Genomic DNA, 22,968 nt, shown 5'->3' with positions numbered 1-22,968 from the left:
GGGGAGCCGCGGGCGGATCAGTCGTCGTTGTCGGGCAGGAAGAGGCTCAGCAGCCAGCTGACGACGGCGATCACGATGGCGCCCCAGAACGCCGGCCAGAAGCCGTGGATGAAGAACGGCAGCCCGAGCAGGCCCGCCAGCCATGCGGTGAGCATGAGCAGCAGAGCGTTGACGACCAGCGCGATCAGCCCGAGCGTGAGGGCGTAGAACGCGCAGCCGACGGTCTTCACCACCGGCTTGATCACGGCGTTGACGATGCCGAAGATCACGCCGAGCGCGAGGTAGACGACGATCGCCTGGGAGGTCGAGGAGGTCGTGACGTCCAGGCCGTCGATCAGGTACACCGCCGCCGCGAGCGCGACCGCGTTCACGATGATTCTGATGATGATGCTCACGCCTCGATGCTCCCACGGACCGCCCCTCGGACGAACCCGCCGGGCCCGTGTTCGGGGGTTCGGCCAGGGTTGACCCCGACACGCCGGTCAGGGTGGACGGCCGGGAGCCGATAGGGTCCGGAGCCGTGTCGACACAGCGCTTTGTGAGGTCAGCCCGCCGCGAGGACATCGATGCCGTCGTGGACATCCAGGTCGCGGCGTGGGAATCGATGTACGGCGGCCTGCTGCCCGATGCCGTGCGGGCGGAGCTGGCCGGCGCGGAGGCGCGGTCGGGGTTCGCCGCGCAGTGGCGCGCCGCCGTGGAGGCGCCGCCCTCCCCGCGGCACCGGCTGCTCGTCGCCACCGACGAGGACCGGGTGGCGGGGTTCGCCGCGATCGGCCCCGCCCAGGACCCCGACAGCGGGCCGGGCGACGCCGAGGTCCTCGCCCTGCACGTCGGCCCCGGCCGGGTGCGGCGCGGGCACGGCAGCCGGCTGCTCAACGCGTCGGTGGACCACCTGGTCGACGACGGCTTCTCGGCGGCGCACCTGTGGGTCCTGGAGGCCGCCAATCCGCTGCGGGCGTTCGCCGAGTCCGCGGGCTGGCGGGCCGACGGCGCGCGCCGCGAGCTCGACCTCGGCACCCCGCTGCCGATGGTCCGGCTGCACGCGGCCATCGGTGAGATCGCCTGAGAGCCGCGGCGCTACCGTTGGGGCACGGGGGCGCCCGCCCCTCAACCGACCGGACAAGGACCGACGCGTGGCCACGCTCAGCCAGTGGGTCGCGGGGGCACGCCCGCGCACATTGCCCAATTCCATCGTCCCCGTCGCCGTGGGCACCGGCGTGGCCGTCGGCGCCGGCGGAGCGGTGTGGTGGAAGGCTCTCCTGGCGATGGGCGTCGCCATGGCGCTCCAGGTGGGTGTCAACTACGCCAACGACTACAGCGACGGGGTCCGGGGCACCGACACCGAGGAGCGCACCGGCCCGATGCGGCTGACCGCGACCCGCACCGCCCCCGCCCGCCAGGTGCTGGTGGCGGCCTGGGCCTGCTTCGGGGTGGCGGCGGTCCTGGGGCTGGTGCTGGTGGCGACGACGTCGTGGTGGCTGCTGCTGATCGGGGCGGCGTCGATCGTGGCCGCGTGGTTCTACACCGGCGGCCGGACCCCCTACGGCTACCGGGCGCTGGGCGAGGTGTCGGTGTTCGTGTTCTTCGGCCTGGTGGCGGTGGTCGGCACGGTGTTCGTCCAGCTCGGCTCGGTGCCGTGGCAGGGCTGGGTGGCGGCGGTGCCCATCGGGCTGCTGTCGTGCTCGGTGCTGGTGATCAACAACCTGCGCGACATCCCCACCGACTCCGAGACCGGCAAGATCACGCTGGCGGTGCGGCTGGGCGACGCCGGAACGCGGCGGCTGTATGCGGGCTGCATCGCGGCCGCCTTCGTGCTCGCGCTCGCCACGGCGGCGGCGTCGTGGTGGGTGGTGCTCGTGCTGCTCGCCGCCCCCTTGGCGGTGCGCCCGGTGCGGCGGGTCCTGGGCGGGCAGGCCGGCCGCGACCTCGTCCTGGGGCTGGGCGAGACCGGCAAGGCGCAGATGGCCTTCGGCGCGCTGTTCGCCGTGGGCCTCGCTCTGGGCTGAGCGCCCGCCGATCCCGCCGCGGCGATCCGGGTCCCCGTCCCCTCCCTTTGCCCACCGCGGGCCCTCCGTCGGCGCCGCCCGTTGCGCGCGGCCGGCGGTTCCCGCGAGGCCGCGCCGAGAGGCGCTCAGCACGCGTGGCAGTAGTATCGGCGTGTGACATTGTCGTACTCGGTGTCGGTGAGCGTGCTCGGTCCGCCGGGGCGGACCCGGTCGTCCTAGGGAGTGGTTGCAGCGCATGGCAGGCAGGATTCAGTCGATCGAGCGCGCCGCAGCCATCCTCCGCCTGCTGGCCGGCGGCGCCCGGGGGCTGAGCCTGGCGGAGATCTCGCGGACCCTGGAGCTGCCCAAGGGCACCGTCCTGGGGATCCTGCGCACCCTCCAGCACGTGGGCTTCGTCGAGCAGGACCAGCCCGCGGGCCACTACCGGCTCGGCGGCGGCGTGCTGCGGCTGGGCACGCGCTACCTCGACGGCAATGAGCTGCGCACCCGGGCCCTGAACTGGGCCGACTCCCTGGCGGCGCGCAGCGGCGAGAGCGTCCGGATCGGCACCCTGCACGAGCGGCACGTGCTAGTGGTGCACCACGTCTTCCGGCCCGACGACAGCCGCCAGACCCTGGAGGTCGGGTCGCTGCTGCCGCTGCACGCGACGGCGCTGGGCAAGGCGCTGATGGCGTTCGACCCGCTGGCCGTGCCCGACGAGCCCGAGCCCGGTGTGCCCGCCCTTCCGGCCTACACCGCGCACACGCTGACCTCGCTGCCCGCTCTGCTGGCCGAGCTCGACACGGTGCGCGCCAACGGCTGGGCCCCCGAGCTGGAGGAGCTGGTGGAGGGCGAGGTCGCCATCGCCGCCCCCATCCGCGACCGCAGCGGCACCACGGTGGGCGCGATCGGCCTGTCCGGCGCGGTCGAGCGGCTGTGCGACGACCGCGGCCTGCGCATGGACCAGGTGTCCTACGTGCGCGACGCCGCCCGTTCGATCTCCCGCGAGCTGGGCGCCCACCCCTGGTAGACCGGCGCGCCGACGCGTCCCGGCCGGACCCCGATCGGCTGCGGCCCCCATCGCTTCCGGCGCGCCTCGCCGTGCCGTTCCCACCATCGCCGCCGCGACCGGCGCGCGTCCGCTTTGCCCGGCTACTACCGGTCTTGACACGCCGCGAGAGCTAGCTCACACTTCTCCTAACATCACGTACTACATTGCCGTACACCATGCGAAATGCGCATTCGTGAGCCCAGTTCCGGGACCCGGCCGCACGCCATCCCCACGTCCCTTCCGCCGGAGGCGAGTTATCGGATGACCAAGCAGTACATCGCAGCGATCGACCAGGGCACCACGTCCAGCCGCTGCATCGTCTTCGACCACGACGGCCGCATCGTCTCCGTGGGACAGCGCGAACACCGGCAGATCTTCCCCAAGCCGGGCTGGGTCGAACATGACGCCGCCGAAATCTGGCGCAACGTCGAGGCGGTGGTCGCCGAGGCGCTGGAGAAGGGCTCCCTGACCCCCGACCGGCTCGCCGCCGTGGGCATCACCAACCAGCGCGAGACCACCCTGGTGTGGGACCGCGCCACCGGCGAGCCCGTGCACAACGCGATCGTGTGGCAGGACACCAGAACCGACGACCTGATCCACGAGCTGGCCGGGGTCGTCGGCCAGGAGCGGTTCCGCGAACGCTGCGGCCTCCCGCTCGCCACCTACTTCTCCGGCCCCAAGCTGCGCTGGCTGCTGGACGAGGTCCCCGGCCTGCGCGAGCGCGCGGAGCGCGGCGAGGTGCTGTTCGGCACCATGGACACCTGGCTCATCTGGAAGCTGACGGGCCGCCACGTCACCGACGTCACCAACGCCAGCCGCACCATGCTGATGAACCTGCGCACCCTCGACTGGGACCCGTTCATCCTCGACGCCATGGGCATCCCCGCGGGCATCCTGCCCGAGATCACCTCCTCCGCCGAGGTCTACGGCGAGGCGCAGGGGTTCCTGGCCGGCGTCCCGGTCGCCTCGGCGCTCGGCGACCAGCACGCCGCGCTGTTCGGCCAGACCTGCTTCTCCCCCGGCGACGTCAAGGGCACCTACGGCACCGGGACGTTCCTGGTGCTCAACACCGGCACCGAACCCGTGATGTCGTCCAACGGCCTGCTCACCACCCTGGGCTACAAGATCGGCGACCAGCCCGCCGTCTACGCCCTGGAGGGCTCGATCGCCGTCACGGGCTCGCTGGTCCAGTGGATCCGCGACAACCTCGGGCTGATCTCCAGCGCCGCCGAGATCGAGACCCTCGCCCGCACCGTCGACGACAACGGCGGCTGCTACATCGTTCCCGCCTTCTCGGGGCTCTTCGCCCCGCACTGGCGCAGCGACGCGCGCGGCGTCATCACCGGGCTGACCGGCTACGTCACCAAGGGCCACATCGCCCGCGCCGTGCTGGAGGCCAGCGCCTGGCAGACCCGCGAGGTCGTCGACGCGATGCGCCAGGACTCCGGGGTGGATCTGGCCAGCCTGCGCGTCGACGGCGGCATGACCGCCGACAACCTGCTCATGCAGATCCTCGCCGACGTGCTCGACGTCGAGGTGGTGCGGCCCATGGTCGCCGAGACCACCTGCCTGGGCGCCGCCTACGCGGCCGGGCTCGCGGTGGGCTACTGGCCCGACATCGACAGCCTGCGCGCCAACTGGCACAAGGCCGCCGAGTGGGCGCCCAAGATGGAGCCCGCGGTGCGCGATCGCGAGTACCACAACTGGCAGAAGGCGGTGGAGCGCACCCTCGGCTGGGTCGAGCGCCCGGCCTGACGGGCGGCGCCTCCCCCGCCGGTCCGGCGGGCGCCGGCAGGCGCCCGTCCGGCCCCGTTCCGCGGCCCGGGACCGCCGCTCGCGGCCCGGGCCGCCGTCCCTTCCCCGCCTGACCCCGCAGCGACCGCACGCCCATCCGGGACCCCGCGTCCCGGCCCCACCCCTCATGGCGGAGGCCCCCATGGAATACCTGGCCGAATTCGTCGGCACCGCGATCCTCATCCTCCTCGGCGGCGGCGTGGTCGCCGGCGTCACCCTCGCGAAGTCCAAGGCCAACAACGGCGGATGGATCGTCATCACGCTCGGCTGGGGCATGGCCGTCGCGATGGCCGTCTACGTCACCGGCCAGTACAGCGGCGCGCACCTGAACCCCGCCGTCACGCTGGCGCTGGCCTCGACCGGCGACTTCGAGCTCGCGCTCGTCCCCGGCTACATCGCCGCCCAGATGGCCGGGGCCTTCACCGGTGCGGTGCTGGTCTACCTCGCCTACCTACCGCACTGGGGCGAGACGGAGGATGCGGAGACCAAGCTGGGCGTCTTCAGCACGATCCCGGCCGTGCGCAGCATCCCGGCGAACCTGCTCACCGAGGTCATCGGCACCTTCCTGCTGGTCTTCGGCATCCTCGGCATCAACGCCAACATGAACCCGATCGGTGAGGGCGACGCCAACCTGGCCGCGCTGTTCGGTACCGGGTTCGCGCCGCTGCTGGTCGGCCTGCTGGTGACGGCCATCGGCCTGTCCCTGGGCGGCCCGACCGGCTACGCCATCAACCCCGCCCGCGACCTGGGCCCGCGGCTGGCGCACCTGGTGCTGCCGATCCCCGGGAAGGGCGGCTCCGACTGGTCCTACTCCTGGGTGCCGGTGGTCGGCCCGATCGTGGGCGGCGTTCTGGCCGCGCAGGTGTTCGGGCTCCTCGGGTTCGGCGGGTAGCCCGGAGGGACGTTCCTCCGTGAGCGGCGGGGGCCGCGGCGTGCGGCCCCCGCCGCTCCGCTGTTCCCGCAGGGATCGGCCTACCGGCCGCCGCCCCAGGCGTGCCAGACCGGGTCCAGTTCGGCGTCGGCACGGTAGGTCCGGGCGGCCACCGACCGCCATAGGGCACCCGGGCCGGCGAGGTCCATCCGGGCCGGGCCGTGGGGGCCGCCGGGGGTCCGCCCGAAGGCGGCGACCTGGCCGATGACGCGGGCCGGACCGATCACCCCGGGGAGTTCCCGCGTTTCAGGCGAACGGAGGTCCAGGTCCTCGGCGTAGAGCTCGCGGCCGGCCAGCCGCACATCGGTGCGCGAGCGCAGCGCCCCGCCGCGCTCGCCGCTGCGGCCCAGCACCAGCGTCTCGCGCCACAGCAGTTCCGCGCCGGGCGCGAGGTCGACGTCGATACTGCGCAGCACGTCGGCGCCGTCGGCGACGATGAACGACGGCTCGCTCCAGGTCATGCGGGCGCCTTCGGCCAGGCGGATGCGCGCCCGCCAGGCGGCCTGCCCGCCCCGGGCGTTGTAGGCCACCGTGCCGTTGGGGTCGACCAGCTCCAGTTCCGCTCCGGGGCCGACGTCGACGTGCAGCTCCAGGTCGTCGCCGGCGCACAACGAGGCCCGCACGGCGGCCAGCGCGACCCGCAGGGCGGTGCCGGGGCGGCGCATCACGCGGGGGCGCAGGAACGTGCCGGTCTCCAGCCGCCGCGGGTGGGTGCGCCCCCCGGAGCGGCGGACGGCCACGACCGCGGGGACGGCGGGAACAAGCCCCGGCCGGACGCGGGCGGCCGCAGCCGGGGGCCGCCCGGACGGCGCGACGCCGGGCCCGGCCGCCGCCGTGCCCGCGTCGGCGATGGCGGATCCCATCAGTGCCCGTGGCCGTGCCCGTGGCCGTGCCCGGCGTCGCCGGGGCCGTGGCCGTGCGGGGCCATGGGGCCGGGGTCCTGCGGGACGTGCGTGCCCGCGCGGTGCTCGTCGAGCACGTCGCGGACCCAGTCGGACAGGCGGGCCACCGAGGCGGCGTCGTCGCGCGCCACCGCCAGGACGGGGCGCCCGTCGCGGGCCTTCTCGGCGTCGGCGACCATCTGTCCGACGTCCACGCCGACGTAGGGGGCGAGGTCGGCCTTGTTCACCACGAGCACGTCGGCGCGGCCGATCCCCGGGCCGCCCTTGCGGGCGACGTCGCCGCCGCCCGCGACGTCCAGGCAGAAGATCTGGGCGTCGATGAGCGAGGGGCTGAAGGTGGCGGTGAGGTTGTCGCCGCCGCTCTCGACCAGCACGATGTCGAGCGGGGCGAACTCCGCCTCCAGGTCCTCGACGGCGTCGAGGTTGGCGGTGATGTCGTCGCGGATCGCGGTGTGCGGGCAGGCGCCGGTCTCGACGGCGCGGATGCGGTCGGCGTCCAGGACCCCCGCCGAGCGCAGGAAGCGGGCGTCCTCGTCGGTGTAGATGTCGTTGGTGACGACGGCCATGGCCAGGTCGGCGGAGAGCTCCCGGCACAGCGTGGCGATGAGCGAGCTCTTACCGGTGCCGACCGGGCCGGCCACCCCCAGGCGCAGGGTGCGGCGCGGCGCGGCGGGGGCGGCGTTCTCGGGGGCGGGGGTGTCAGGCAACGAAGAGCCTCCTTGTGGCGTCGGCGTGCTCGCCCGCCCACTGGTCGATGAGCGGGGCGGAGCGTGCGGGGATGTCCCGGGGTGACCGGACCGCGGCGGCGCACCGCACGCCCTCCTCGATGTCCGGGGCGGCGTCGAGCAGCCACCGGACGGCGGTGAGCGGGTCGCCGGGGTCGAGTTTGAGGGCGGCGGCGGTCACGGTCTGGGCGTCGTCGTAGAGCGCGGCGCGCGCGGTCGCCTCGGGGCCCATGCCGAACACGGCGGCCAGCGCGCCCAGGACCACGGGCCGCAGGGGGCGCAGGCCCGGTGTGGCGGCGGACGCGGTGTCCAGGGCGGTGACGGCCGGGTGGGCGGGGGCGATCCGGCGGGCGAGGCGCGTCGGGCCGCGGCCCAGCCGGGCCGAGGCGTCGCGCAGGGCGGGGCTCGGGGTGCGGGCGGCCAGCGCGGACTGCACGGGCGCGTAGTCGGGTGCGGGCGCCGCGGCGTGGCGCAGCGCCAGCACCGCCGCGGCGGCCTCGGTCAGGGCCACGGTCCGCAGCCGCGCGCGGATGTAGGCGGGCACCAGGCCGGCGGTGAGCCCCGCCGCCATGGCGCCCTCCAGCGTCGCGGAGTGGGCGTGCCCCCCGGTGGGCAGCCGCGCATCGGCCAGCAGCAGCGCGCCCAGCGCGCCGGTGCCGCCGGTTCCCTCTCCGGCGATCGCCGCCGCGTCGCGGGCCCGGTGGTCCTGCCCGTTTCCTGTCGTCGTCATCGGCGGTCCCGGGCCGGTCAGAACATCGTGTACCGCTGGGTGAGCGGCAGCTCGGCCACGGGGTGGTCGGCCCCGTGGGGGTCGACCTCGTAGCCGTCGATGGTCACCCGGAACGTCTCGGGGTCGACGGAGATGTCGGGCAGCGCGGTGTTGTTGGGCAGGTGCTCCTTGCGCACCCCGCGGGTATCGCGCACCGCCGCCAGCCGGCGGCGCAGCCCCAGCCGGCCGGCCAGGCCGTCGTCGAGGGCCGCCTGGGCGACGAAGCTCACCGACAGGTGCGGGGCGTTGGCGGTGGTGGCGGCCAGGCCGCGGCGCAGCAGCATGGGCTGGGCGGTGGGGATGGCGGCGTTGGGGTCGCCCTGAGGGGCGTGGACGATGGCTCCGCCCTTGACCACGGCGGCGGGGCGGATGCCGAAGAACGCGCGGTCCCACAGCACCAGGTCGGCGAGTTTGCCGGGTTCGACCGACCCGACCTCGTGGTCGATGCCGTGCGCGACCGCGGGGCAGATCGTGTACTTGGCGACGTAGCGCCGGGCCCGCTCGTTGTCGGCCGGCAGCTGGGAATGGACGCCGTGGCGGGCCTTCATGACGTGGGCGACCTGCCAGGTACGGCAGATCACCTCGCCGATGCGGCCCATGGCCTCGGCGTCGGAGGACGTGATGGACATGGCGCCCATGTCCTGGAGGATGTCCTCGGCCGCCATGGTGGTGTCGCGGATGCGGGAGTCCGCGAACTGCACGTCGGCCTCGACGTCGGGGTTGAGGTGGTGGCAGACCATCAGCATGTCGTGGTGCTCGGCCACGGTGTTGACGGTGAAGGGCAGGGTGGGGTTGGTGGACGCCGGGAGCACGTTGCGCTGGCCGGCGAGCACGATGACATCGGGGGCGTGCCCGCCGCCCGCGCCTTCGGAGTGGAACACGTGGATGCCGCGGCCGCCGATGGCGGAGATGGTGTCCTGGACGTAGCCGGCCTCGTTGAGGCTGTCGGCGTGCAGGGCCACCTGGAGGCCGTACTCCCCGGCGGCGCGCAGGGCGGCGTCGATGGCGGCGGGCGTGGACCCCCAGTCCTCGTGGACCTTGTACCCGGCGGCGCCCGCGAGCGCCTGCTCGGCGAGGGCGGCGGCGCCCACCGTGTTGCCCTTGCCCAGCAGCAGCAGGTTGACCGGCACCTCGTCGAGGGCGCGGTGGACCATCGCGAGGTTCCACGGGCCGGGGGTGACGGTGGTGGCCTTGGTGCCCTCGGCCGGCCCGGTGCCGCCGCCCGCGACGGTGGTGGTGCCGGTGGCCAGCGCCTCGTGCAGGGCGTCGGTGTTGAGCAGGTGCACGTGGGTGTCGACCGCGCCCGCGGTGAGGATGCGGCCCTCGCCGGCCAGGACCTCGGTCGCGGGGCCGATGACCAGCCCGGGGTGCACGCCGTCCTGGATGTCGGGGTTGCCGGCCTTGCCGACGGCGACGATGCGGCCCTCGCGCACCCCGACGTCGGCGCGCACGATGCCCCAGTGGTCGAGCACCACGACGTTGGTGATGACCAGGTCGAGCGCGCCCTCGGCCCGGGTCAGGGTCGATTGCAGCATGGACTCGCGGATGGACTTGCCGCCGCCGAAGACGGTTTCGTCGCCGCCCGCGCAGTGGTCGTGCTCGACCTCGATCCACAGGTCGGTGTCGCCCAGGCGCACCTGGTCGCCGGTGGTGGGGCCGTAGAGGGCGGCGTAGTCGCCGCGGGAGAGCTCACTCACCGGACACCGCCTCGTGGCGGATCTGGAGACCGGGCACCACGCGGCGCCCGGCCAGGGCCACGGCGGTCACGCGCTTGACGTCGTTGGGCTGGAAGCGCAGGGAGGTCCCGGCGGGGATGTCCAGCCGGAAGCCGTCGACCAGGGTGCGGTCGGGGGTCTCGCCGGGGTCGTCCTCGGCGAAGAAGACGAGGGCGCGGTTGGTGTCGGCGAGGTGGATGTGCGATCCGATCTGCACGGGCCGGTCGCCGTCGTTGCGGACGATGACGGTGCGCTTCTCGCGGCCGGCGTTCAGCTCGATGACGCCCTCGCGCACGCGCAGGGCGCCCGGCGGTTCGGCGGCGGCCGCTCCCGGGGCGTCGACGGGGTCGTCGGCGGCTCCGGGCCGGATGGGGTGGCTGAGCGGGATGAGCTTGCGGCCGTCGGGGAAGGTCGCCTCGACCTGGAGATCGGGGATCATCTCGGGGACGCCCGCCATGACCTGCTCGGCGGTGAGCACGTGCACGCCCTCGGCCATCAGCTGCTCGACGGTGGCGCCCTCGCGGGCGCGCTCCATGGCCCAGCAGGACAGCAGGGCGACGGACTCCGGATGGTTGAGCAGCACACCGCGTTCGAGACGGTCCCGCGCCACCATCCCGGCCACGCTGAGCAGCAGCTTCTCGGTATCGGCCGGAGTCAGGAACAACTTTCCTCCCACCACGTGACAACGCCGGTCAGGCCATGCTGGCCGATCTCGCGGAAGCACCGTTTCCGGAGTGTTACGTCCGGGTTAAAAGAGCTCGCTGGAGCCGTCGGCTACTCCAGGCCGAGCAGGGGCTCCAGGCCGATGGTGAGCGGGTCGGGCAGGCCGGCGACCTCGCGCACGCCCAGCAGCACCCCGGGCATGAACGATGCCCGGTTCATGGAGTCGTGGCGGATGGTCAGGGTCTCGCCGTGCGTGCCGAAGACGATCTCCTGGTGGGCGATCATGCCGGTGATGCGCAGCGCGTGGACGCGCACGCCGTCGATGTCGGCGCCGCGCGCCCCCGGGACCTCGGCGGTGGTGGCGTCGGGCATCGCCGCCGCGCCGGCGTCGCGCCGGGCCGCGGCGACCAGCTCGGCGGTGCGGGTCGCCGTTCCGCTGGGGGCGTCGGCCTTGTTCGGGTGGTGCAGCTCGATGATCTCGGTGGACTCGAAGTAGGGCGCGGCGAGCTTCGCGAAGTGCATCATGAGCACCGCGGCGATGCCGAAGTTCGGCGCGAGCAGCACCTTGGCGCCGGGGTGGGCGTCCAGCAGCCCGCGCAGCTCGGCGAGCTTGGCGTCGTCGAACCCGGTGGTGCCGACGACGGCGTGGATGCCCTGCTCGATCAGCCAGCGCAGGTTGTCCATGACGGCGTCGGGGTGGGTGAAGTCGACCACGACATCTGCGCCGCGGACCGCCTCGCGGTCGTCGCCGCTATCGACCCCCGCCACGTACTCGGTGTCGGCCGCCCCCTGGACCGCCGCGACGACTTCGGACCCCATGCGCCCGTGGGCGCCGAACACTCCTACCTTGATCACGGGGTTCACCGTACCGGAGTGCGTGCGCCGCGGCGGATGCACCCGCCGGGCGGCGGGTGCATCCGGCGTCTTCTCTGGTCACGCCCTCACGCGCGGGCGACCAGCAGAGCGAAGTCCCCGTCCGGGTCGGTCCACCAGTGTTCCAGGGCCAGCCCGGCGCGGTCGAGCTCGTCGGCCACGCCCGTGCGGCGGAACTTCGCCGAGATCTCGGTGCGCACGTCCTCTCCCGCGGCCAGGCCGACCGTCAGGTCCAGGGCGCCCACCCGGACCCGCATGGGCGCCCGGGCGCGCAGCCGCATCTCCATCCACTCGGCCTCGGGGTCCCATAGGGCCACGTGGTCGAAGGCGCCGGGGTCGAACCCCGCGTCGAGCTCGCGGTCGATCACCCGCAGGACGTTGCGGTTGAACTCGGCGGTCACCCCCCGGGCGTCGTCGTAGGCGGCGACGAGCCGCGCTGGGTCCTTCACCAGGTCGACGCCGAGCAGCAGCGTCTCCCCGGCCCGCAGCGTGCTGCGCAGGTCGCCGAGGAACGCCACGCGCGCAGCGGGGACGAGGTTGCCGATGGTGGAGCCGAGCACCGCCACGGTGCGGCGCCCTTCGGCGGGCAGCAGGTGCAGGTGGCGCTCGAAGTCGGCGACGACCGCGTGCACCTCCAGCCCCGGGTACTCCGCGGCGATACGGCCGGCGGACTCGGACAGGAAGTCGCCGCTGACGTCCACCGGAACGAACCGGCGCAGGGTCCCGGCGTCGCGCAGGGCGTCCAGCAGCAGCCGGGTCTTCTCCCCCGACCCCGCCCCGAGCTCCACGAGCGTGTCGGCGCCGGTGGCGCGGGCCACCTCGGGTGCGTGCCGGACGAGGATCGCCCGCTCGGCGCGCGTCGGATAGTACTCGGGCAGCCGGGTGATCTCCTCGAAGAGGCGGCTGCCGCGCTCGTCGTAGAACCACTTGGGCGGCAGCGCCTTGGGGTGGGCCGCCAGGCCTTCGGCGACGTCGCGGCGCAGCGCCTTGGCCAGGTCGTCGGGTGTCAGATGGTGGTCGATGCGGATCACCGGGTCCCCCGCCCCTCGTCGTCGATCGCGGTGATGGCCGTGCCCCCGCGGTCCGCGGTGACGAGGTGGCCGTCGGGTACCCGCTGCCAGGCGGGGTCGTCGTCGAGGGGTTCGGAGGCGATCCACACGCCGTGGGGCCGGCGCAGGGTGTAGAGGGTGTCGCCGGAGGCGGTGGCGGCCAGGCGCTCCCCGTCGGCGGCGAGCAGGTTGTAGCGGCCGGCGGAGCATTCCCGCGCCTCGCGGACGACTGCGGCCAGGGCGGGGCCCAGGGGCTCGCCCTTGCGCCACAGCCGCATCGCGTGGGCGAACAGCGGCGCGGAGTCCACGGGGGTGCGCGCGTCGAGCACCCCCGAGGGCAGCGGGGCGGTCAGCCGGTCGGCCAGGGCCCCGTCGTCGGCGACCGCCCCGTTGTGGCTGAACAGCCAGGTGTCGCCGCGGAAGGGCTGGGCGCACGACTCGTCGGCGCCGAACCCGGGCGTGGCGTCGCGCACCGCCGCCACCACGCAGCCCGAGCGGATCACCCGGGCGGCGTCGGCGAAGGAGGAGTCGCCCCAGATGGGCATGGCGCGGCGGTAGCGCAGCGGGGCGGCGTGGCCGGGGTCGTACCAGCCGACCCCGAAACCGTCGGCGTTGACGGTCCCGTGCGCCTGCTCGCGCGGCGCGTAGCTCTGCACGTGCAGTGCGTGCGGCGGCCCGAAGAGCAGGTCGTGCAGGCCCACGGGCGCGCCGAGATAGGCGAGGTGGCGGCACATCAGGCCGCCTCCGCGTCGCGGGCCAGCCGGAAGCCGGTGAAGATCTGGCGGCGGATGGGCAGGTCCCAGTTGCGGAAGGTCCCGCGCACCGCGGTCGGGTGGGTGGCCCAGGAGCCGCCGCGCAGGACCCGGTAGTCGCCGCCGAAGAAGACCTCGGAGTACTCCCGGTAGGGGAACGCCTGAAAACCCGGATAGCCGGTGAACCCGCTGGAGGTCCACTCCCACACGTCGCCGATCAGCTGCTGCACGCCCGAGGGCGAGGCCCCGGCCGGGTAGGCGCCGGCCGGGGCGGGGCGCAGCAGGTGCTGGCCGAGGTTCGCGTGGTGCGGGGCCGGCTCCCCGTCGCCCCACGGGAAGCGGCGCGAGGTGCCGGTGGCGGGGTCGTGGCGGGCCGCCTTCTCCCACTCGGCCTCAGTGGGCAGCCGACGGCCGGCCCAGCGGGCGTGCGCCTCGGCCTCGTGGAAGCAGACGTGCTGGACGGGCTCATCGGGCGGGACGGGCTCGACGCGGCCGAAGCGGCGGCGCCACCAGCCGCCCCCCTCCCGGCGCCAGAAGGCGGGCGCGCGCTTGCCCGTCCGGGTGCGCCACTGCCATCCCGCGTCGCTCCACCAGCGGGGGTCGTCGTAGCCGCCGTCGGCCATGAAGGCCTGGTGGGCGGCGTTGGTCACGGGGTGGACGCCGATGTGGAAGGCGTCGACGTGCACGGTGTGGGCGGGCCGTTCGTTGTCGTAGGCCCACGGGTCGCCGGTGCTGCCCATGGTGAAGGGGCCGGCCTCGATCAGCACCTCGCCGCCACCGGCGTCGGCGCCGGCCGGGACAGCGGGGTAGGGCCGGTCGGCGAGCACCGGGTCGCCGCGGCGGAGCTGGTGGGTGGCGAGCATGGTCTCGTCGTGCTGGTGCTCGTGCTGGATCACCATGTGGTAGACGAACCCGCCGCCGCTCAGCGGGTTCCCGGGGTCGAAGGTCTCGCGGTCCAGCGCGTCGAGCACCCGGGCGCGGACGCGCGCGTTGTAGTCCTGGGCCTCCTCCGGCGACAGCAGGGGCAGGGCGACCCGGTCGGCGCGGGGGTTCTCGAAGGCGTCGTAGAGGATGTCGATGTCGGGGCGCAGCGCGTCCTGCCCGGCGGCCGCCCGGACGAGCCACTGCTCTTCGTAGTTACCGACGTGGGCGAGGTCCCACACCAGGGGCGACATCAGCGGCGAGTGCTGGCCGACCAGCTCGGCCTCGTCCAGCGCCTCGACGGTCAGCCCGTGGCTGCGCCGCCGCCCGTGGTCGAGCTCGTCGGCGATCCGCCGCCGCAGCCGCTCGGCGCCGGCCGCATCGGTGGGGGTCCCCCGCTGGGGGTGTGCGCGGCTCATGCCGGGACCTCCTGGGTGGGTTCGGCGTCGGCGGGGCACCGCCCGCGCTCGATGAAGTTCTCGCGGTAGGCGTCGACGAGCCGGGCCAGGTCGGCGGCGTCCATGCGCCGCAGGGCCGCGCCCGCCGCCTCGAAACAGGTCCGGGCGGCAGCCGCCAGGCCGGGGTCGCCGAGGGCGTCGCGGGCGGCGGTGGCCCATTCCGCGCGTCCGGGGTCGGCGCCGTGCCACAGGCGATCGGCGGCGGCCGTTGCACTATCGGTCGCCGCCGGGTCGTCGAAGAGCGCCGCCGCGACGGCCATGGGAACGGGCCACCAGGCCAGCGGGAGCGCGTCGATCATCCGTAATTCCAGCCAGCCGCGCGGGCGCACGGGCGGGAAGAGCGTGCTGAGGTGGAAGAGGAGGTCGTCGTGGGTCGGGCGGCCGTGGTCGCCGCCGCGCAGCCACTCCCGGAACGAGAACCCCGGGGCGACCACCCAGGGGGCGCCGTCGCGGCGGATGGTCATGACCGTGGCGTCCAGGGCGTAGCCCGCCCAGGCGCCCGCCGGGTCGTCGGAGCCGGCCGGCCGGGCGGGCAGGGTCCGGGTGTGGTCGATGGCGTCCCACATGGCCCAGCGCGTGGACCGCCACCCGGTGGGGCGCCCGCGGTACACGGCGGAGTTGGCGAACGCGGCGACGAACAGCGGGCCGAGCCGGTGGGCGAGCCGCCAGCGCCGGGCGGCGTCGGCGGGGTCGGCGCCGATGTCCAGGCACACCTGGAGGGAGGCGGTGCTGCACATCATGGTCCGGCCGCCGCGGCCGCCGCCCATGTCGAAGAAGCGCTCCATCGCGGCGTAGCGCGGCAGGGTGAGCTGGCGGACGGGCGGGCGGAACCGGTCGATGCCGCGGCCCTCCAGGCACAGGCCGGCGGCGTCGAGGTGCTTCTGGATGTGGGCGATGTCGGCGGTGAGGGCCGCGTGCGCCGTGGCGGGCCCGTTGAAGGGCGGCGAGCTGAGCTCCAGCTGCCCTCCGGGCTCGTAGCTGACCGCGCTGCCGTTGGGCGGCGGTCCGGCCTGGTCGACCAGGCTCGACACCAGGTCGAGGGCGACGGGTTCGTCGGGGCGTGCGGGATCGGTGATGAGCCATTCGGTTTCGGCACCGACGGACCCTGGCGGGCCGGTCTTGAAGCAGATGCCGCGGATGTAGTCGTGGACGTCGGTCTCGGTGAGATACCGCATCGGTCGCTCCTTCGAGTGGCGCACGACCTTTACTGCCCGGCTTCTCGCCCGCCCGAACATGCGGACATCCCATGAGTGGCCAAAGCCCCATCCCACCCGTCCGCCCTGAAACAAGGGGCGCTTCCGCCCCAATTCCCGGGGGTTCAGCCGCGCCAGGTCCAGTCGCGGATGTCGGGTGCGTCGTCCCCGTACTCCCGGGTGTGGGCGCGGCAGCGCAGCCGCTCGTCCTGCATGTGCTGGCGCAGGCGGGCGGCCTTCACGCTCAGCCCGGGTACGCGGTCGATGACGTCCATGACCAGGTGGAATCGGTCGAGGTCGTTGAGCATGACCATGTCGAAGGGGGTGGTCGTGGTCCCCTCCTCCTTGTAGCCGCGCACGTGCAGCTGCTCGTGGCCGGTCCGGCGGTAGGTGAGCCGGTGGATGAGCCACGGGTAGCCGTGGAACGCGAAGATGACGGGCTTGTCCGGGGTGAAGAGCGCGTCGTAGGCGCTCCCGGCCAGCCCGTGCGGGTGCTCCTCGGCGGGCAGCAGCCGCATGAGGTCCACGACGTTGACGACCCGCACGGCGAGCCCGGGCAGGTAGTCGCGCAGGAGCTGGGCGGCGGCCAGGGTCTCCAGGGTGGGGACGTCGCCGGCGCAGGCCAGCACGACATCGGGCTCGCAGGCCACATCGGTGCTCGCCCACTCCCAGATCCCCGCGCCGCGCGCGCAGTGGGCGACGGCCCGGTCCATGTCCAGGTAGTCGGGGCCGGGCTGCTTCCCGGCGACGATCACGTTGATGTAGTCGCGGGAGCGCAGGCAGTGGTCGGCGGTGGCGAGGAGGGTGTTGGCGTCCGGGGGCAGGTAGACGCGGACGATCTCAGGCTTCTTGTTGACGACGTGGTCGATGAAGCCGGGGTCCTGGTGGCTGAACCCGTTGTGGTCCTGGCGCCACACGTGCGAACTCAGCAGGTAGTTCAGCGAGGCGATCGGCCGCCGCCAGGGCAGGCCGCGGCTGACCTTGAGCCACTTGGCGTGCTGGTTCACCATCGAGTCGACGATGTGCACGAACGCCTCGTAGCAGTTGAAGAGGCCGTGCCGGCCGGTGAGCAGGTAGCCCTCCAGCCACCCCTGGCACAGGTGCTCGCTGAGGACCTCCATGACCCGGCCCTCGGGGGCGAGGTGGTCGTCGCCCGGCATCCGGTCCAGGTCCCAGGCGCGGTCGGTGGCCTGGAAGACGGCGTCGAGCCGGTTGGAGGCGGTCTCGTCGGGGCCCATCAGCCGGAAGTCGCGGGGGTTGGCGGCCATGACGTCGCGCAGGAACCCGCCGAGTACCCGCGTGGCCTCGGAGGTGGCGCGGGCGGGGGCGGGGACCTCCACCGCGTGGTCGCGGACGTCGGGCATGGCGAGGTCCCGCAGGAGCAGCCCCCCGTTGGCGTGGGGGTTGGCACTGATGCGCAGCGGCCCCTCGGGGACCTGCGCGGTGCTCTCGGGGACGGGGGCGCCGTCGTCGTCGAACAGCTCCTCGGGGCGGTACCCGCGCAGCCACCCCTCCAGCAGGCGCAGGTGGGCGGGGTCGGAGCGCACGTTGGCCAGCGGCACCTGGTGCGACCGCCAGGTCCCCTCGATCGGCAGGCCGTCGACCTCGCCGGGGCCCGTCCACCCCTTGGGGCTGCGCAGCACGATCATCGGCCAGCGCACCTCCGCGGCCGGCCCGCTCTCGCGCGCCCGGTGCCGGATGTCGGCGATCTCGTCGAGGACGAGGTCGAGGACCGCGGCCATGCGCTGGTGCATCGCCGCGGGGTCCTCCCCCGAGACGACGTAGGGGCGGTAGCCGTGGCCCTCCAGCAACGCCGCGAGGTCGCGCTCGGGGATGCGCGCGAGCACGGTGGGACCGGCGATCTTGTAGCCGTTGAGGTGCAGGATGGGCAGCACCGCGCCGTCGCGCACGGGGTCGGCGAACCGGCCGGCCAGCCAGCTGCCCGCCAGCGGCCCGGTCTCGGCCTCGCCGTCGCCCACGACGGCGGCGACCACCAGGCCGGGGTTGTCGAAGGCGGCCCCGTAAGCGTGCGACAGCGCGTAGCCCAGCTCGCCGCCCTCGTGGATGGACCCCGGTGTCTCAGGCGCGGCGTGGCTGGGGACGCCGCCGGGGAAGGAGAACCGGCGGAAGAGCCGGCGCATCCCCTCGGCGTCGCGGCCGACCTCGGGGTAGATCTCGCTGTAAGTGCCGTCGAGCCAGGCGGTGGCGATCGCGGCGGGCCCGCCGTGGCCCGGGCCGACGATCCACATCATGTCGGTGCCGCGCAGCCGGACCTGCCGCGAGAGGTGGGCGTAGACGAAGTTCAGGCCGGGCGTGGTCCCCCAGTGCCCCAGCAGCCGCGGCTTGATGTGCTCCGGCCGCAGCGGTTCGCGCAGCAGGGGGTTGTCCATCAGGTAGATCTGGCCGGCGGAGAGGTAGTTCGCCGCGCGCCAGTACAGGTCGATCCCGTTCAGGTCCTCGGGGGTCGCTCCCCGCCCGCTGATGGGCGCCGCCGCTGCCGCCGTCGTGATCGCCGCCATGCCGCCTCTCCCGCTGTCCCGGTCCGCCGCGTGCCCTCCCCCCACTGCCCGGCTCCGGCCGCCTCACACGGGCCGGGCGCCGGACGCGTGGCGGCGAGGCGCGCCCGCGCGCGACGTTCGTGTGACCACACCGTTGCGGCCGGTAGGTTGGCCCCCAATGAACACGCGATCGGAAGACCCCAACGAAACGACCACCTCGTCGGCGGCGGACGGTGCTTCCGCCGCAGACGGACCCGACACCGGCGAGGCCCCCGAGGAGCACGACGACGCCGGAACGGAACCCGCCGAGGGCTCCGGCGACGACTCCGGGGAGGAGGGCCGCCCCGAGGACACCGGCTGGGAGCTCGACCGGCCCCGGCCCGCGGGGGTGTTCTCGGCCGAGACCTTCGCCATCGTCGCGGTCCTGCTGGTGGGCGCGTCGCTCATCGGCACCCGCCTGGCGGAGATGTGGGCGAGCGTGCGCTCGGCCGACCAGCTCTCCGCGATCACCGCGATCATCATGGGCGACGCCGGAACCGCCGTTCTGGGCGCCGTGCTCGGCGGCCTCGGCCTAGTCCTCGCCAACGCCGACACCCGGCCGTGGGCCCGCTGGGCGGCCATGGCCGCCATCGTGGTGGGCGTGATCTTCGTGGTCCTCTCGGTGACCACCTACGTGATGGTCCCGCCGCCCCAGCCCCAGCCCCAGGTGCCCATGGGCATGTGACCCGGGGGGGTCCGCGATTCCCTCCGTCCTCGATCCGCCATCGGGCGCCCGTCCACGCGACGGGCGCCCGGTCTTTCTCGCGGTCCGGGCTCCTGCCGCCCGAGGTCACGGGGTCCCGCCGGAAATTCTTTGATAACACCCTGTTGACAGGATGGTTACGTTCCCGTACTTTTCCAGCATTGGAAAGCGCTTCCCAAGGTTCGTGGAGGCACGGCGCCGCCTCACCGGACCGACCCACCCGGCGGGCACCGCGGAAGCCCGCACACCACCCCGGCCACCCGACGGGGTCCGGGGCCCCTGGCGGACCGCGGCCTCCCCACGCCGCACCGCCCACTCCCCCCGGCCCGGAACACCACCGGGCAGCCCCCTCCCCACAAGGAGATCCGCACCATGCGGACCAATGTGAAGCAGCACCTTTCCACCCTCCGAACCAACACCGTCGCCGCCACCGGGGCGTTCGCCGCCGTCGGCGCCGCCGCGGTCCTCTTCGCGACGACCCTCCCCAGCGCGGCCGAAGAGGCCGCCCCCCTGGTCGGCTCCCCGGTCGGCTGGGCGGCCGAGAACGGTGGCACCACCGGCGGCGAGGGCGGCGAGACCGTCCGCGTGACCGACGGCGGCGCGCTGGCCGATGCGCTGGAGCAGGATGGCCCGGCGGTCATCGAGGTCGAGGGCTCGATCGGCCTCTCCGGGATGAACGACGTCGCCTCCGACAAGACGGTGCTCGGGGTCGGCTCCGACGCCGAGATCACCGGCGGCGGCCTCAACATCAGCGGCTCGAGCAACGTCATCGTCCAGAACATCGCCTTCAGCGGCTGGGACGACGACGCGATCAACGTGCAGGAAGGGTCGACCAACATCTGGATCGACCACAACAGCTTCACCAACGGCTACGACGGCGCGACCGACGTCAAGCGCGAGTCGGACTACGTGACGATCTCGTGGAACCACTACTTCGACCACGAGAAGACGGCGCTGCTGGGCCACTCCGACGACCACACCGAGGACGTCGGGCACCTGCGGGTGAGCTACCACCACAACTTCTTCGACGGCACCGGCTCGCGCCACCCGCGCGTGCGCTTCGCCGACCAGGTACACGTGTTCAACAACTACTACCGGGGCAACGCCGAGTACGGCGTGGCCTCCACGATGGACGCCGGCGTGATCGTCGAGGGCAACTACTTCGAGGGCGTCGACAACCCCACCCACGTGGGATACGCGGACTCCGAGCCCGGCCGCCTGGTCGAGCGCGACAACGTCTACGACGGCTCCGGCGAGCCCGAGGCCGCGGGCAGCGTCCCGGAGGTGCCCTACAGCTACACGCTGGACGGCGCTGACAGCATCCCGGGCATCGTCAGCGGTGGAGCCGGCCCCGGCAACCTCTGATCCCGACCCGCACCGCCCCGGAGGGAGCACCCACCGCATCCCTCCGGGGTAAGCGCTTACCCCACCGCGCGCCGTCCCGATCCGGCGGCCCGCCGCCGCCCTGCCGGCGGCCGGGTCAGCCGGCGGGCCGGCCCGTGGCGTCCCCGGGCGCCGGGTCGGCCGGGCGGCGCACCACGGGCCGGTGCACGACCTCGTCGATCACGGTGAGGGTCTGCGTGGCGGTCACCCCCGGCAGCGACTGGAGCCGCGTAAGGATGAGGTCGCGCAGCTGGTTGGTGTCGGCCACCCGGACGAGCAGCACGATGTCGGCGGAGCCCACCACGTACCAGCAGTACTCGATCTCCGGGTAGGACGAGAGGATCTCCCGGTTCGCCCGCCAGTCCGGCTGGCTGCCGGAGATCAGCACCAGAGCGGTGACGTCCAGGCCCATCCGGGAGTGGTCCGGGACCATGGAGTAGCCCCGGATCACGCCGTCCTCGGTCAGCCGCTTGATGCGGTTGTACGCGGTGGCCCGGGACACGTTCGCCATGGCGGCGATCTCGGTGATGCCGGTCCGTGCGTCTTCGGCGAGCGCGCCGATGATGACCTCGTCGGTCGGATCGGGGAGCCGGGCCGGCCGCCCCCGCCCCAACCGGTCGCGCGCGTGCCCCTGCTCATCCCCGATTGCCATCGGCCACTCCAGAACCCGTAGACGGTAAGCAACGAAGTACCAGCAACCGGCGCATCCGTCCACCGGAGACCGATCGAGTTCCCGATACCCGGTCCGCCCGGCGCCGCGCCCCTCTCCTCTCTCCCCCTCGGCCGGGAGGAGGGCCGCGTTCCCCGCTCGTTTCCGGCTCTCGGACGGGCCGGGGCCTAGCATGGGAGGCGTGTCCCCCGCGCCCCACGGGGCGCCGCCGCGAGGAGAATCCCCCATGCCCGTCCCTGCGGAGGTCCGCGACCGGACCCGAGGGTTCCTGCCCGCCGGGGCCGAGATCCGCTATATCTTCCCGGCGTCGTGGAACGAGTCGATGTACTTCGTCTTCGTGGTGACCGACTCGGCCATCACGGTGCTGCTGAACAGGTTCTGGAGCCGCACCCGCCCCAAGAGCATCTGGCACGTCTTCCCGCGGTCCGTGCGGATCGGCCCGGTGCACACCCACCTCATCCCCACCTTCGACCTGGGCGGGCACACCTTCGAGGTCGACGAGGAGTACGTGTCGGTCATCAACGCCTGCGACGCCGAGATCGCCGGGCGGTCGGCGCTCCCGCCCGATCCCCTGCCGGATCTGTGAGCGCACGCGCCGTTCGTCCCGAGTGTCCGATCGTCCGGTTCACCCCTCGTCACCGAGGGTGATTTTCGACACCAGCGCACTGAATGCGCTTGCCGGTTCGCATTCGTATCGACCTTTCGGCCATATCTAGCGCGATTGTCGATGTATTGCCGAGAATCGTCCCACGACCGTCGCGACCGTCGCCCGCCGCAACGGTCGCGACCGAACGGCCGGGGAGGCGCTCGACATGCACACCATCGACCCGCCCGACACCGGCCCGAGACCCGGCCCCCCGGGCCTCCCGGCGGAGCTGGGCCGCCGCCTCTACCGCGACATGCTCGCCACCCGCCTGCTCGACACCGAGGCGATCGCCCTCCAGCGCCAGGGCGTCTTCCCCGCCTACGTATCCCTGCGCGGCCAGGAGGCCGCGCAGGTGGGCAGCGCCGCGGCGGCCGAGCGCGGCACCGACTTCGTCTTCCCCACCTACCGGGAGATGGGCGTCGCCCTGACCCTGGGCGTGGACATGGCCGGCTACATGGCCAGCCACCGCGCCCTGTGGCACGGCGGCCTCTACGACCCGATGGCATCGCGCTTCGCCCCGGTCAACGCCGTCGTCGGCGGGCCCGTGCCCCACGCCGTGGGGTGGGCCGTGGGCGAGCGGCTGCGCGGCGGGCGCGGCTGCGCCCTGTCCTACTTCGGCGACGGCGCCAGCTCCGAGGGCGACGTCCACGAGGCCATGAACTTCGCCGGCGTCTACGGCGCGCCCGTGGTGTTCATCTGCCAGAACAACCGGTGGGCGCTGTCGGTGCCCAACGAGCGCCAGATCGCGGGCGGGTCCGTCGCGGCGCGGGCCGCGGGCTACGGGATGCCCGGTGTCACGGTCGACGGCAACGACGCCGCCGCCGTCCACGCCGCCACCCGCGAGGCCCTGGAGCGCGCCCGCGGCGGCGGGGGACCCACCCTCATCGAGGCGCTGACCTACCGGCTCGAACCGCATTCCACCTCCGACGACGCCGGCCGCTACCGCGACCCGGCCGAGGAGCGCGCCTGGCGCGAGCGCGACCCGCTGCCGCGCCTGCGCCGCGAGCTGGAGCGGGCCGGCCACGCCGGGGCCGCGTTCTTCGCCTGCGCCGAGGCCGAGGCGCGGGCCGACGCCGAGCGGATCCGCGACGCCGTGAGCGCCGCCCCGGAGCCCCCCGGAACCGACATGTTCACCCACGTCCTGCGCGAGCCGACGCGCGAACTGGCCCGGCAGCGGAGAGTCTGGCACGAGGAGGTCGAGGCGTGACGGATCTGGTGGTCGACCGCGAGGACCAGGCGGCCTGCACG

Annotated in this window: 22 protein-coding genes; 9 read left to right on the top strand and 13 right to left on the bottom strand. The window is 73.9% G+C overall.

Annotation, left to right across the window (positions count from 1 at the left end):
- Window positions 1-17: 17 nt before the first annotated feature.
- On the bottom strand, window positions 18-395 hold the full coding sequence (locus ACFOVU_RS05820; RefSeq protein ID WP_378530516.1) for a phage holin family protein: 378 nt from the start codon (window positions 393-395) through the stop codon (window positions 18-20).
- 125 nt (window positions 396-520) lie between these two features.
- Here ACFOVU_RS05820 and ACFOVU_RS05815 point away from each other — a divergent pair, with 125 nt between their 5' ends.
- The 5 genes from ACFOVU_RS05815 to ACFOVU_RS05795 all read left to right on the top strand — a co-directional run bounded on the left by ACFOVU_RS05815 (window position 521) and on the right by ACFOVU_RS05795 (window position 5,722).
- Complete coding sequence (locus ACFOVU_RS05815; protein ID WP_378530514.1) at window positions 521-1,066, top strand: GNAT family N-acetyltransferase; 546 nt, start codon at window positions 521-523, stop codon at window positions 1,064-1,066.
- A gap of 67 nt (window positions 1,067-1,133) precedes the next feature.
- Window positions 1,134-2,006 carry a 1,4-dihydroxy-2-naphthoate polyprenyltransferase gene (locus ACFOVU_RS05810; protein WP_378530512.1) on the top strand — a complete coding sequence of 291 codons (873 nt, stop codon included), beginning with the start codon at window positions 1,134-1,136 and terminating at the stop codon, window positions 2,004-2,006.
- 235 nt (window positions 2,007-2,241) lie between these two features.
- On the top strand, window positions 2,242-3,015 hold the full coding sequence (locus ACFOVU_RS05805) for an IclR family transcriptional regulator (protein ID WP_378530510.1): 774 nt from the start codon (window positions 2,242-2,244) through the stop codon (window positions 3,013-3,015).
- 282 nt (window positions 3,016-3,297) lie between these two features.
- Window positions 3,298-4,791, top strand: coding sequence for a glycerol kinase GlpK (gene glpK / locus ACFOVU_RS05800; RefSeq protein WP_378530508.1), 1,494 nt, complete (start codon window positions 3,298-3,300; stop codon window positions 4,789-4,791).
- A 181-nt stretch (window positions 4,792-4,972) separates the two neighbouring features.
- The gene (locus tag ACFOVU_RS05795) at window positions 4,973-5,722 is read left to right on the top strand and encodes an MIP/aquaporin family protein (protein ID WP_378530506.1); all 750 of its coding nucleotides are present in this window, start codon (window positions 4,973-4,975) and stop codon (window positions 5,720-5,722) included.
- A gap of 80 nt (window positions 5,723-5,802) precedes the next feature.
- Here the strand turns inward: ACFOVU_RS05795 and ACFOVU_RS05790 are convergent, their stop codons facing one another.
- The 11 genes from ACFOVU_RS05790 to ACFOVU_RS05740 all read right to left on the bottom strand — a co-directional run bounded on the left by ACFOVU_RS05790 (window position 5,803) and on the right by ACFOVU_RS05740 (window position 18,300).
- A complete protein-coding gene (locus ACFOVU_RS05790; protein WP_378530504.1) occupies window positions 5,803-6,624 on the bottom strand; it encodes an urease accessory protein UreD in 822 nt (273 codons plus the stop codon).
- Entirely contained in the window at window positions 6,624-7,370 is a 747-nt protein-coding gene (ureG, locus tag ACFOVU_RS05785; RefSeq protein WP_378530502.1) for an urease accessory protein UreG, read from the bottom strand. Before ureG ends, ACFOVU_RS05790 begins: the two co-directional genes overlap by 1 nt.
- On the bottom strand, window positions 7,363-8,118 hold the full coding sequence (locus tag ACFOVU_RS05780; RefSeq protein ID WP_378530500.1) for an urease accessory protein UreF: 756 nt from the start codon (window positions 8,116-8,118) through the stop codon (window positions 7,363-7,365). Before ACFOVU_RS05780 ends, ureG begins: the two co-directional genes overlap by 8 nt.
- A 17-nt stretch (window positions 8,119-8,135) precedes the next feature.
- A complete protein-coding gene (locus ACFOVU_RS05775; RefSeq protein ID WP_378530498.1) occupies window positions 8,136-9,854 on the bottom strand; it encodes an urease subunit alpha in 1,719 nt (572 codons plus the stop codon).
- Window positions 9,847-10,536 carry an urease subunit gamma gene (locus ACFOVU_RS05770; RefSeq protein ID WP_378530496.1) on the bottom strand — a complete coding sequence of 230 codons (690 nt, stop codon included), beginning with the start codon at window positions 10,534-10,536 and terminating at the stop codon, window positions 9,847-9,849. The genes ACFOVU_RS05775 and ACFOVU_RS05770 overlap by 8 nt, the downstream gene beginning before the upstream one ends.
- Window positions 10,537-10,646: 110 nt before the next feature.
- Window positions 10,647-11,390, bottom strand: a complete 744-nt coding sequence (gene dapB, locus ACFOVU_RS05765; protein WP_378530494.1) for a 4-hydroxy-tetrahydrodipicolinate reductase — start codon at window positions 11,388-11,390, stop codon at window positions 10,647-10,649.
- Between the two features lie 86 nt (window positions 11,391-11,476).
- A complete protein-coding gene (gene egtD, locus ACFOVU_RS05760; RefSeq protein WP_378530492.1) occupies window positions 11,477-12,439 on the bottom strand; it encodes an L-histidine N(alpha)-methyltransferase in 963 nt (320 codons plus the stop codon).
- Window positions 12,436-13,191: an ergothioneine biosynthesis protein EgtC gene (gene egtC, locus ACFOVU_RS05755; protein ID WP_378530490.1), complete on the bottom strand. Its 756-nt coding sequence runs from the start codon at window positions 13,189-13,191 to the stop codon at window positions 12,436-12,438. The genes egtD and egtC overlap by 4 nt, the downstream gene beginning before the upstream one ends.
- Entirely contained in the window at window positions 13,191-14,549 is a 1,359-nt protein-coding gene (gene egtB, locus ACFOVU_RS05750; protein ID WP_378530488.1) for an ergothioneine biosynthesis protein EgtB, read from the bottom strand. Before egtB ends, egtC begins: the two co-directional genes overlap by 1 nt.
- Window positions 14,546-15,763 carry an ergothioneine biosynthesis glutamate--cysteine ligase EgtA gene (egtA, locus tag ACFOVU_RS05745; protein WP_378530486.1) on the bottom strand — a complete coding sequence of 406 codons (1,218 nt, stop codon included), beginning with the start codon at window positions 15,761-15,763 and terminating at the stop codon, window positions 14,546-14,548. Before egtA ends, egtB begins: the two co-directional genes overlap by 4 nt.
- 143 nt (window positions 15,764-15,906) lie before the next feature.
- Window positions 15,907-18,300: a phosphoketolase family protein gene (locus ACFOVU_RS05740; protein WP_378530484.1), complete on the bottom strand. Its 2,394-nt coding sequence runs from the start codon at window positions 18,298-18,300 to the stop codon at window positions 15,907-15,909.
- A gap of 157 nt (window positions 18,301-18,457) precedes the next feature.
- Between ACFOVU_RS05740 and ACFOVU_RS05735 the strand changes: the two genes are divergently transcribed.
- Window positions 18,458-19,003 (top strand): hypothetical protein, encoded by a 546-nt coding sequence (locus tag ACFOVU_RS05735; protein WP_378530482.1) that lies wholly within the window; start codon window positions 18,458-18,460, stop codon window positions 19,001-19,003.
- A 390-nt stretch (window positions 19,004-19,393) separates the two neighbouring features.
- Entirely contained in the window at window positions 19,394-20,386 is a 993-nt protein-coding gene (locus tag ACFOVU_RS05730; RefSeq protein WP_378530480.1) for a pectate lyase family protein, read from the top strand.
- 115 nt (window positions 20,387-20,501) lie between these two features.
- Here ACFOVU_RS05730 and ACFOVU_RS05725 read toward each other — a convergent pair whose 3' ends face one another.
- Entirely contained in the window at window positions 20,502-21,056 is a 555-nt protein-coding gene (locus tag ACFOVU_RS05725) for an Lrp/AsnC family transcriptional regulator (protein ID WP_378530479.1), read from the bottom strand.
- 244 nt (window positions 21,057-21,300) lie between these two features.
- Here ACFOVU_RS05725 and ACFOVU_RS05720 point away from each other — a divergent pair, with 244 nt between their 5' ends.
- Together ACFOVU_RS05720 and ACFOVU_RS05715 are read left to right on the top strand one after the other, a co-directional pair.
- Window positions 21,301-21,660 carry a hypothetical protein gene (locus ACFOVU_RS05720; protein ID WP_378530477.1) on the top strand — a complete coding sequence of 120 codons (360 nt, stop codon included), beginning with the start codon at window positions 21,301-21,303 and terminating at the stop codon, window positions 21,658-21,660.
- A gap of 226 nt (window positions 21,661-21,886) precedes the next feature.
- Complete coding sequence (locus ACFOVU_RS05715; protein WP_378530475.1) at window positions 21,887-22,927, top strand: thiamine pyrophosphate-dependent enzyme; 1,041 nt, start codon at window positions 21,887-21,889, stop codon at window positions 22,925-22,927.
- Window positions 22,928-22,968: the final 41 nt, after the last annotated feature.

It is taken from the genome of Nocardiopsis sediminis (genome assembly GCF_042650565.1).
GTDB lineage: Bacteria > Actinomycetota > Actinomycetes > Streptosporangiales > Streptosporangiaceae > Nocardiopsis_B > Nocardiopsis_B sediminis.
This window is presented reverse-complemented; position numbering and strand designations above follow the sequence as displayed.

What these genes read in the sequence shown, in the direction of transcription:
- ACFOVU_RS05805 (WP_378530510.1), top strand. Translation starts at nt 2,242, where the DNA reads ATGGCAGGCAGGATTCAGTCGATCGAGCGCGCCGCAGCCATCCTCCGC.
- egtA (WP_378530486.1), bottom strand. Translation starts at nt 15,763, where the DNA reads ATGCGGTATCTCACCGAGACCGACGTCCACGACTACATCCGCGGCATC.
- ACFOVU_RS05715 (WP_378530475.1), top strand. Translation starts at nt 21,887, where the DNA reads ATGCACACCATCGACCCGCCCGACACCGGCCCGAGACCCGGCCCCCCG.
- ACFOVU_RS05780 (WP_378530500.1), bottom strand. Translation starts at nt 8,118, where the DNA reads ATGACGACGACAGGAAACGGGCAGGACCACCGGGCCCGCGACGCGGCG.
- ACFOVU_RS05735 (WP_378530482.1), top strand. Translation starts at nt 18,458, where the DNA reads ATGAACACGCGATCGGAAGACCCCAACGAAACGACCACCTCGTCGGCG.
- ACFOVU_RS05740 (WP_378530484.1), bottom strand. Translation starts at nt 18,300, where the DNA reads ATGGCGGCGATCACGACGGCGGCAGCGGCGGCGCCCATCAGCGGGCGG.
- glpK (WP_378530508.1), top strand. Translation starts at nt 3,298, where the DNA reads ATGACCAAGCAGTACATCGCAGCGATCGACCAGGGCACCACGTCCAGC.
- ACFOVU_RS05795 (WP_378530506.1), top strand. Translation starts at nt 4,973, where the DNA reads ATGGAATACCTGGCCGAATTCGTCGGCACCGCGATCCTCATCCTCCTC.
- egtC (WP_378530490.1), bottom strand. Translation starts at nt 13,191, where the DNA reads ATGTGCCGCCACCTCGCCTATCTCGGCGCGCCCGTGGGCCTGCACGAC.
- ACFOVU_RS05725 (WP_378530479.1), bottom strand. Translation starts at nt 21,056, where the DNA reads ATGGCAATCGGGGATGAGCAGGGGCACGCGCGCGACCGGTTGGGGCGG.
- ACFOVU_RS05730 (WP_378530480.1), top strand. Translation starts at nt 19,394, where the DNA reads ATGCGGACCAATGTGAAGCAGCACCTTTCCACCCTCCGAACCAACACC.
- ACFOVU_RS05720 (WP_378530477.1), top strand. Translation starts at nt 21,301, where the DNA reads ATGCCCGTCCCTGCGGAGGTCCGCGACCGGACCCGAGGGTTCCTGCCC.
- egtB (WP_378530488.1), bottom strand. Translation starts at nt 14,549, where the DNA reads ATGAGCCGCGCACACCCCCAGCGGGGGACCCCCACCGATGCGGCCGGC.
- ACFOVU_RS05790 (WP_378530504.1), bottom strand. Translation starts at nt 6,624, where the DNA reads ATGGGATCCGCCATCGCCGACGCGGGCACGGCGGCGGCCGGGCCCGGC.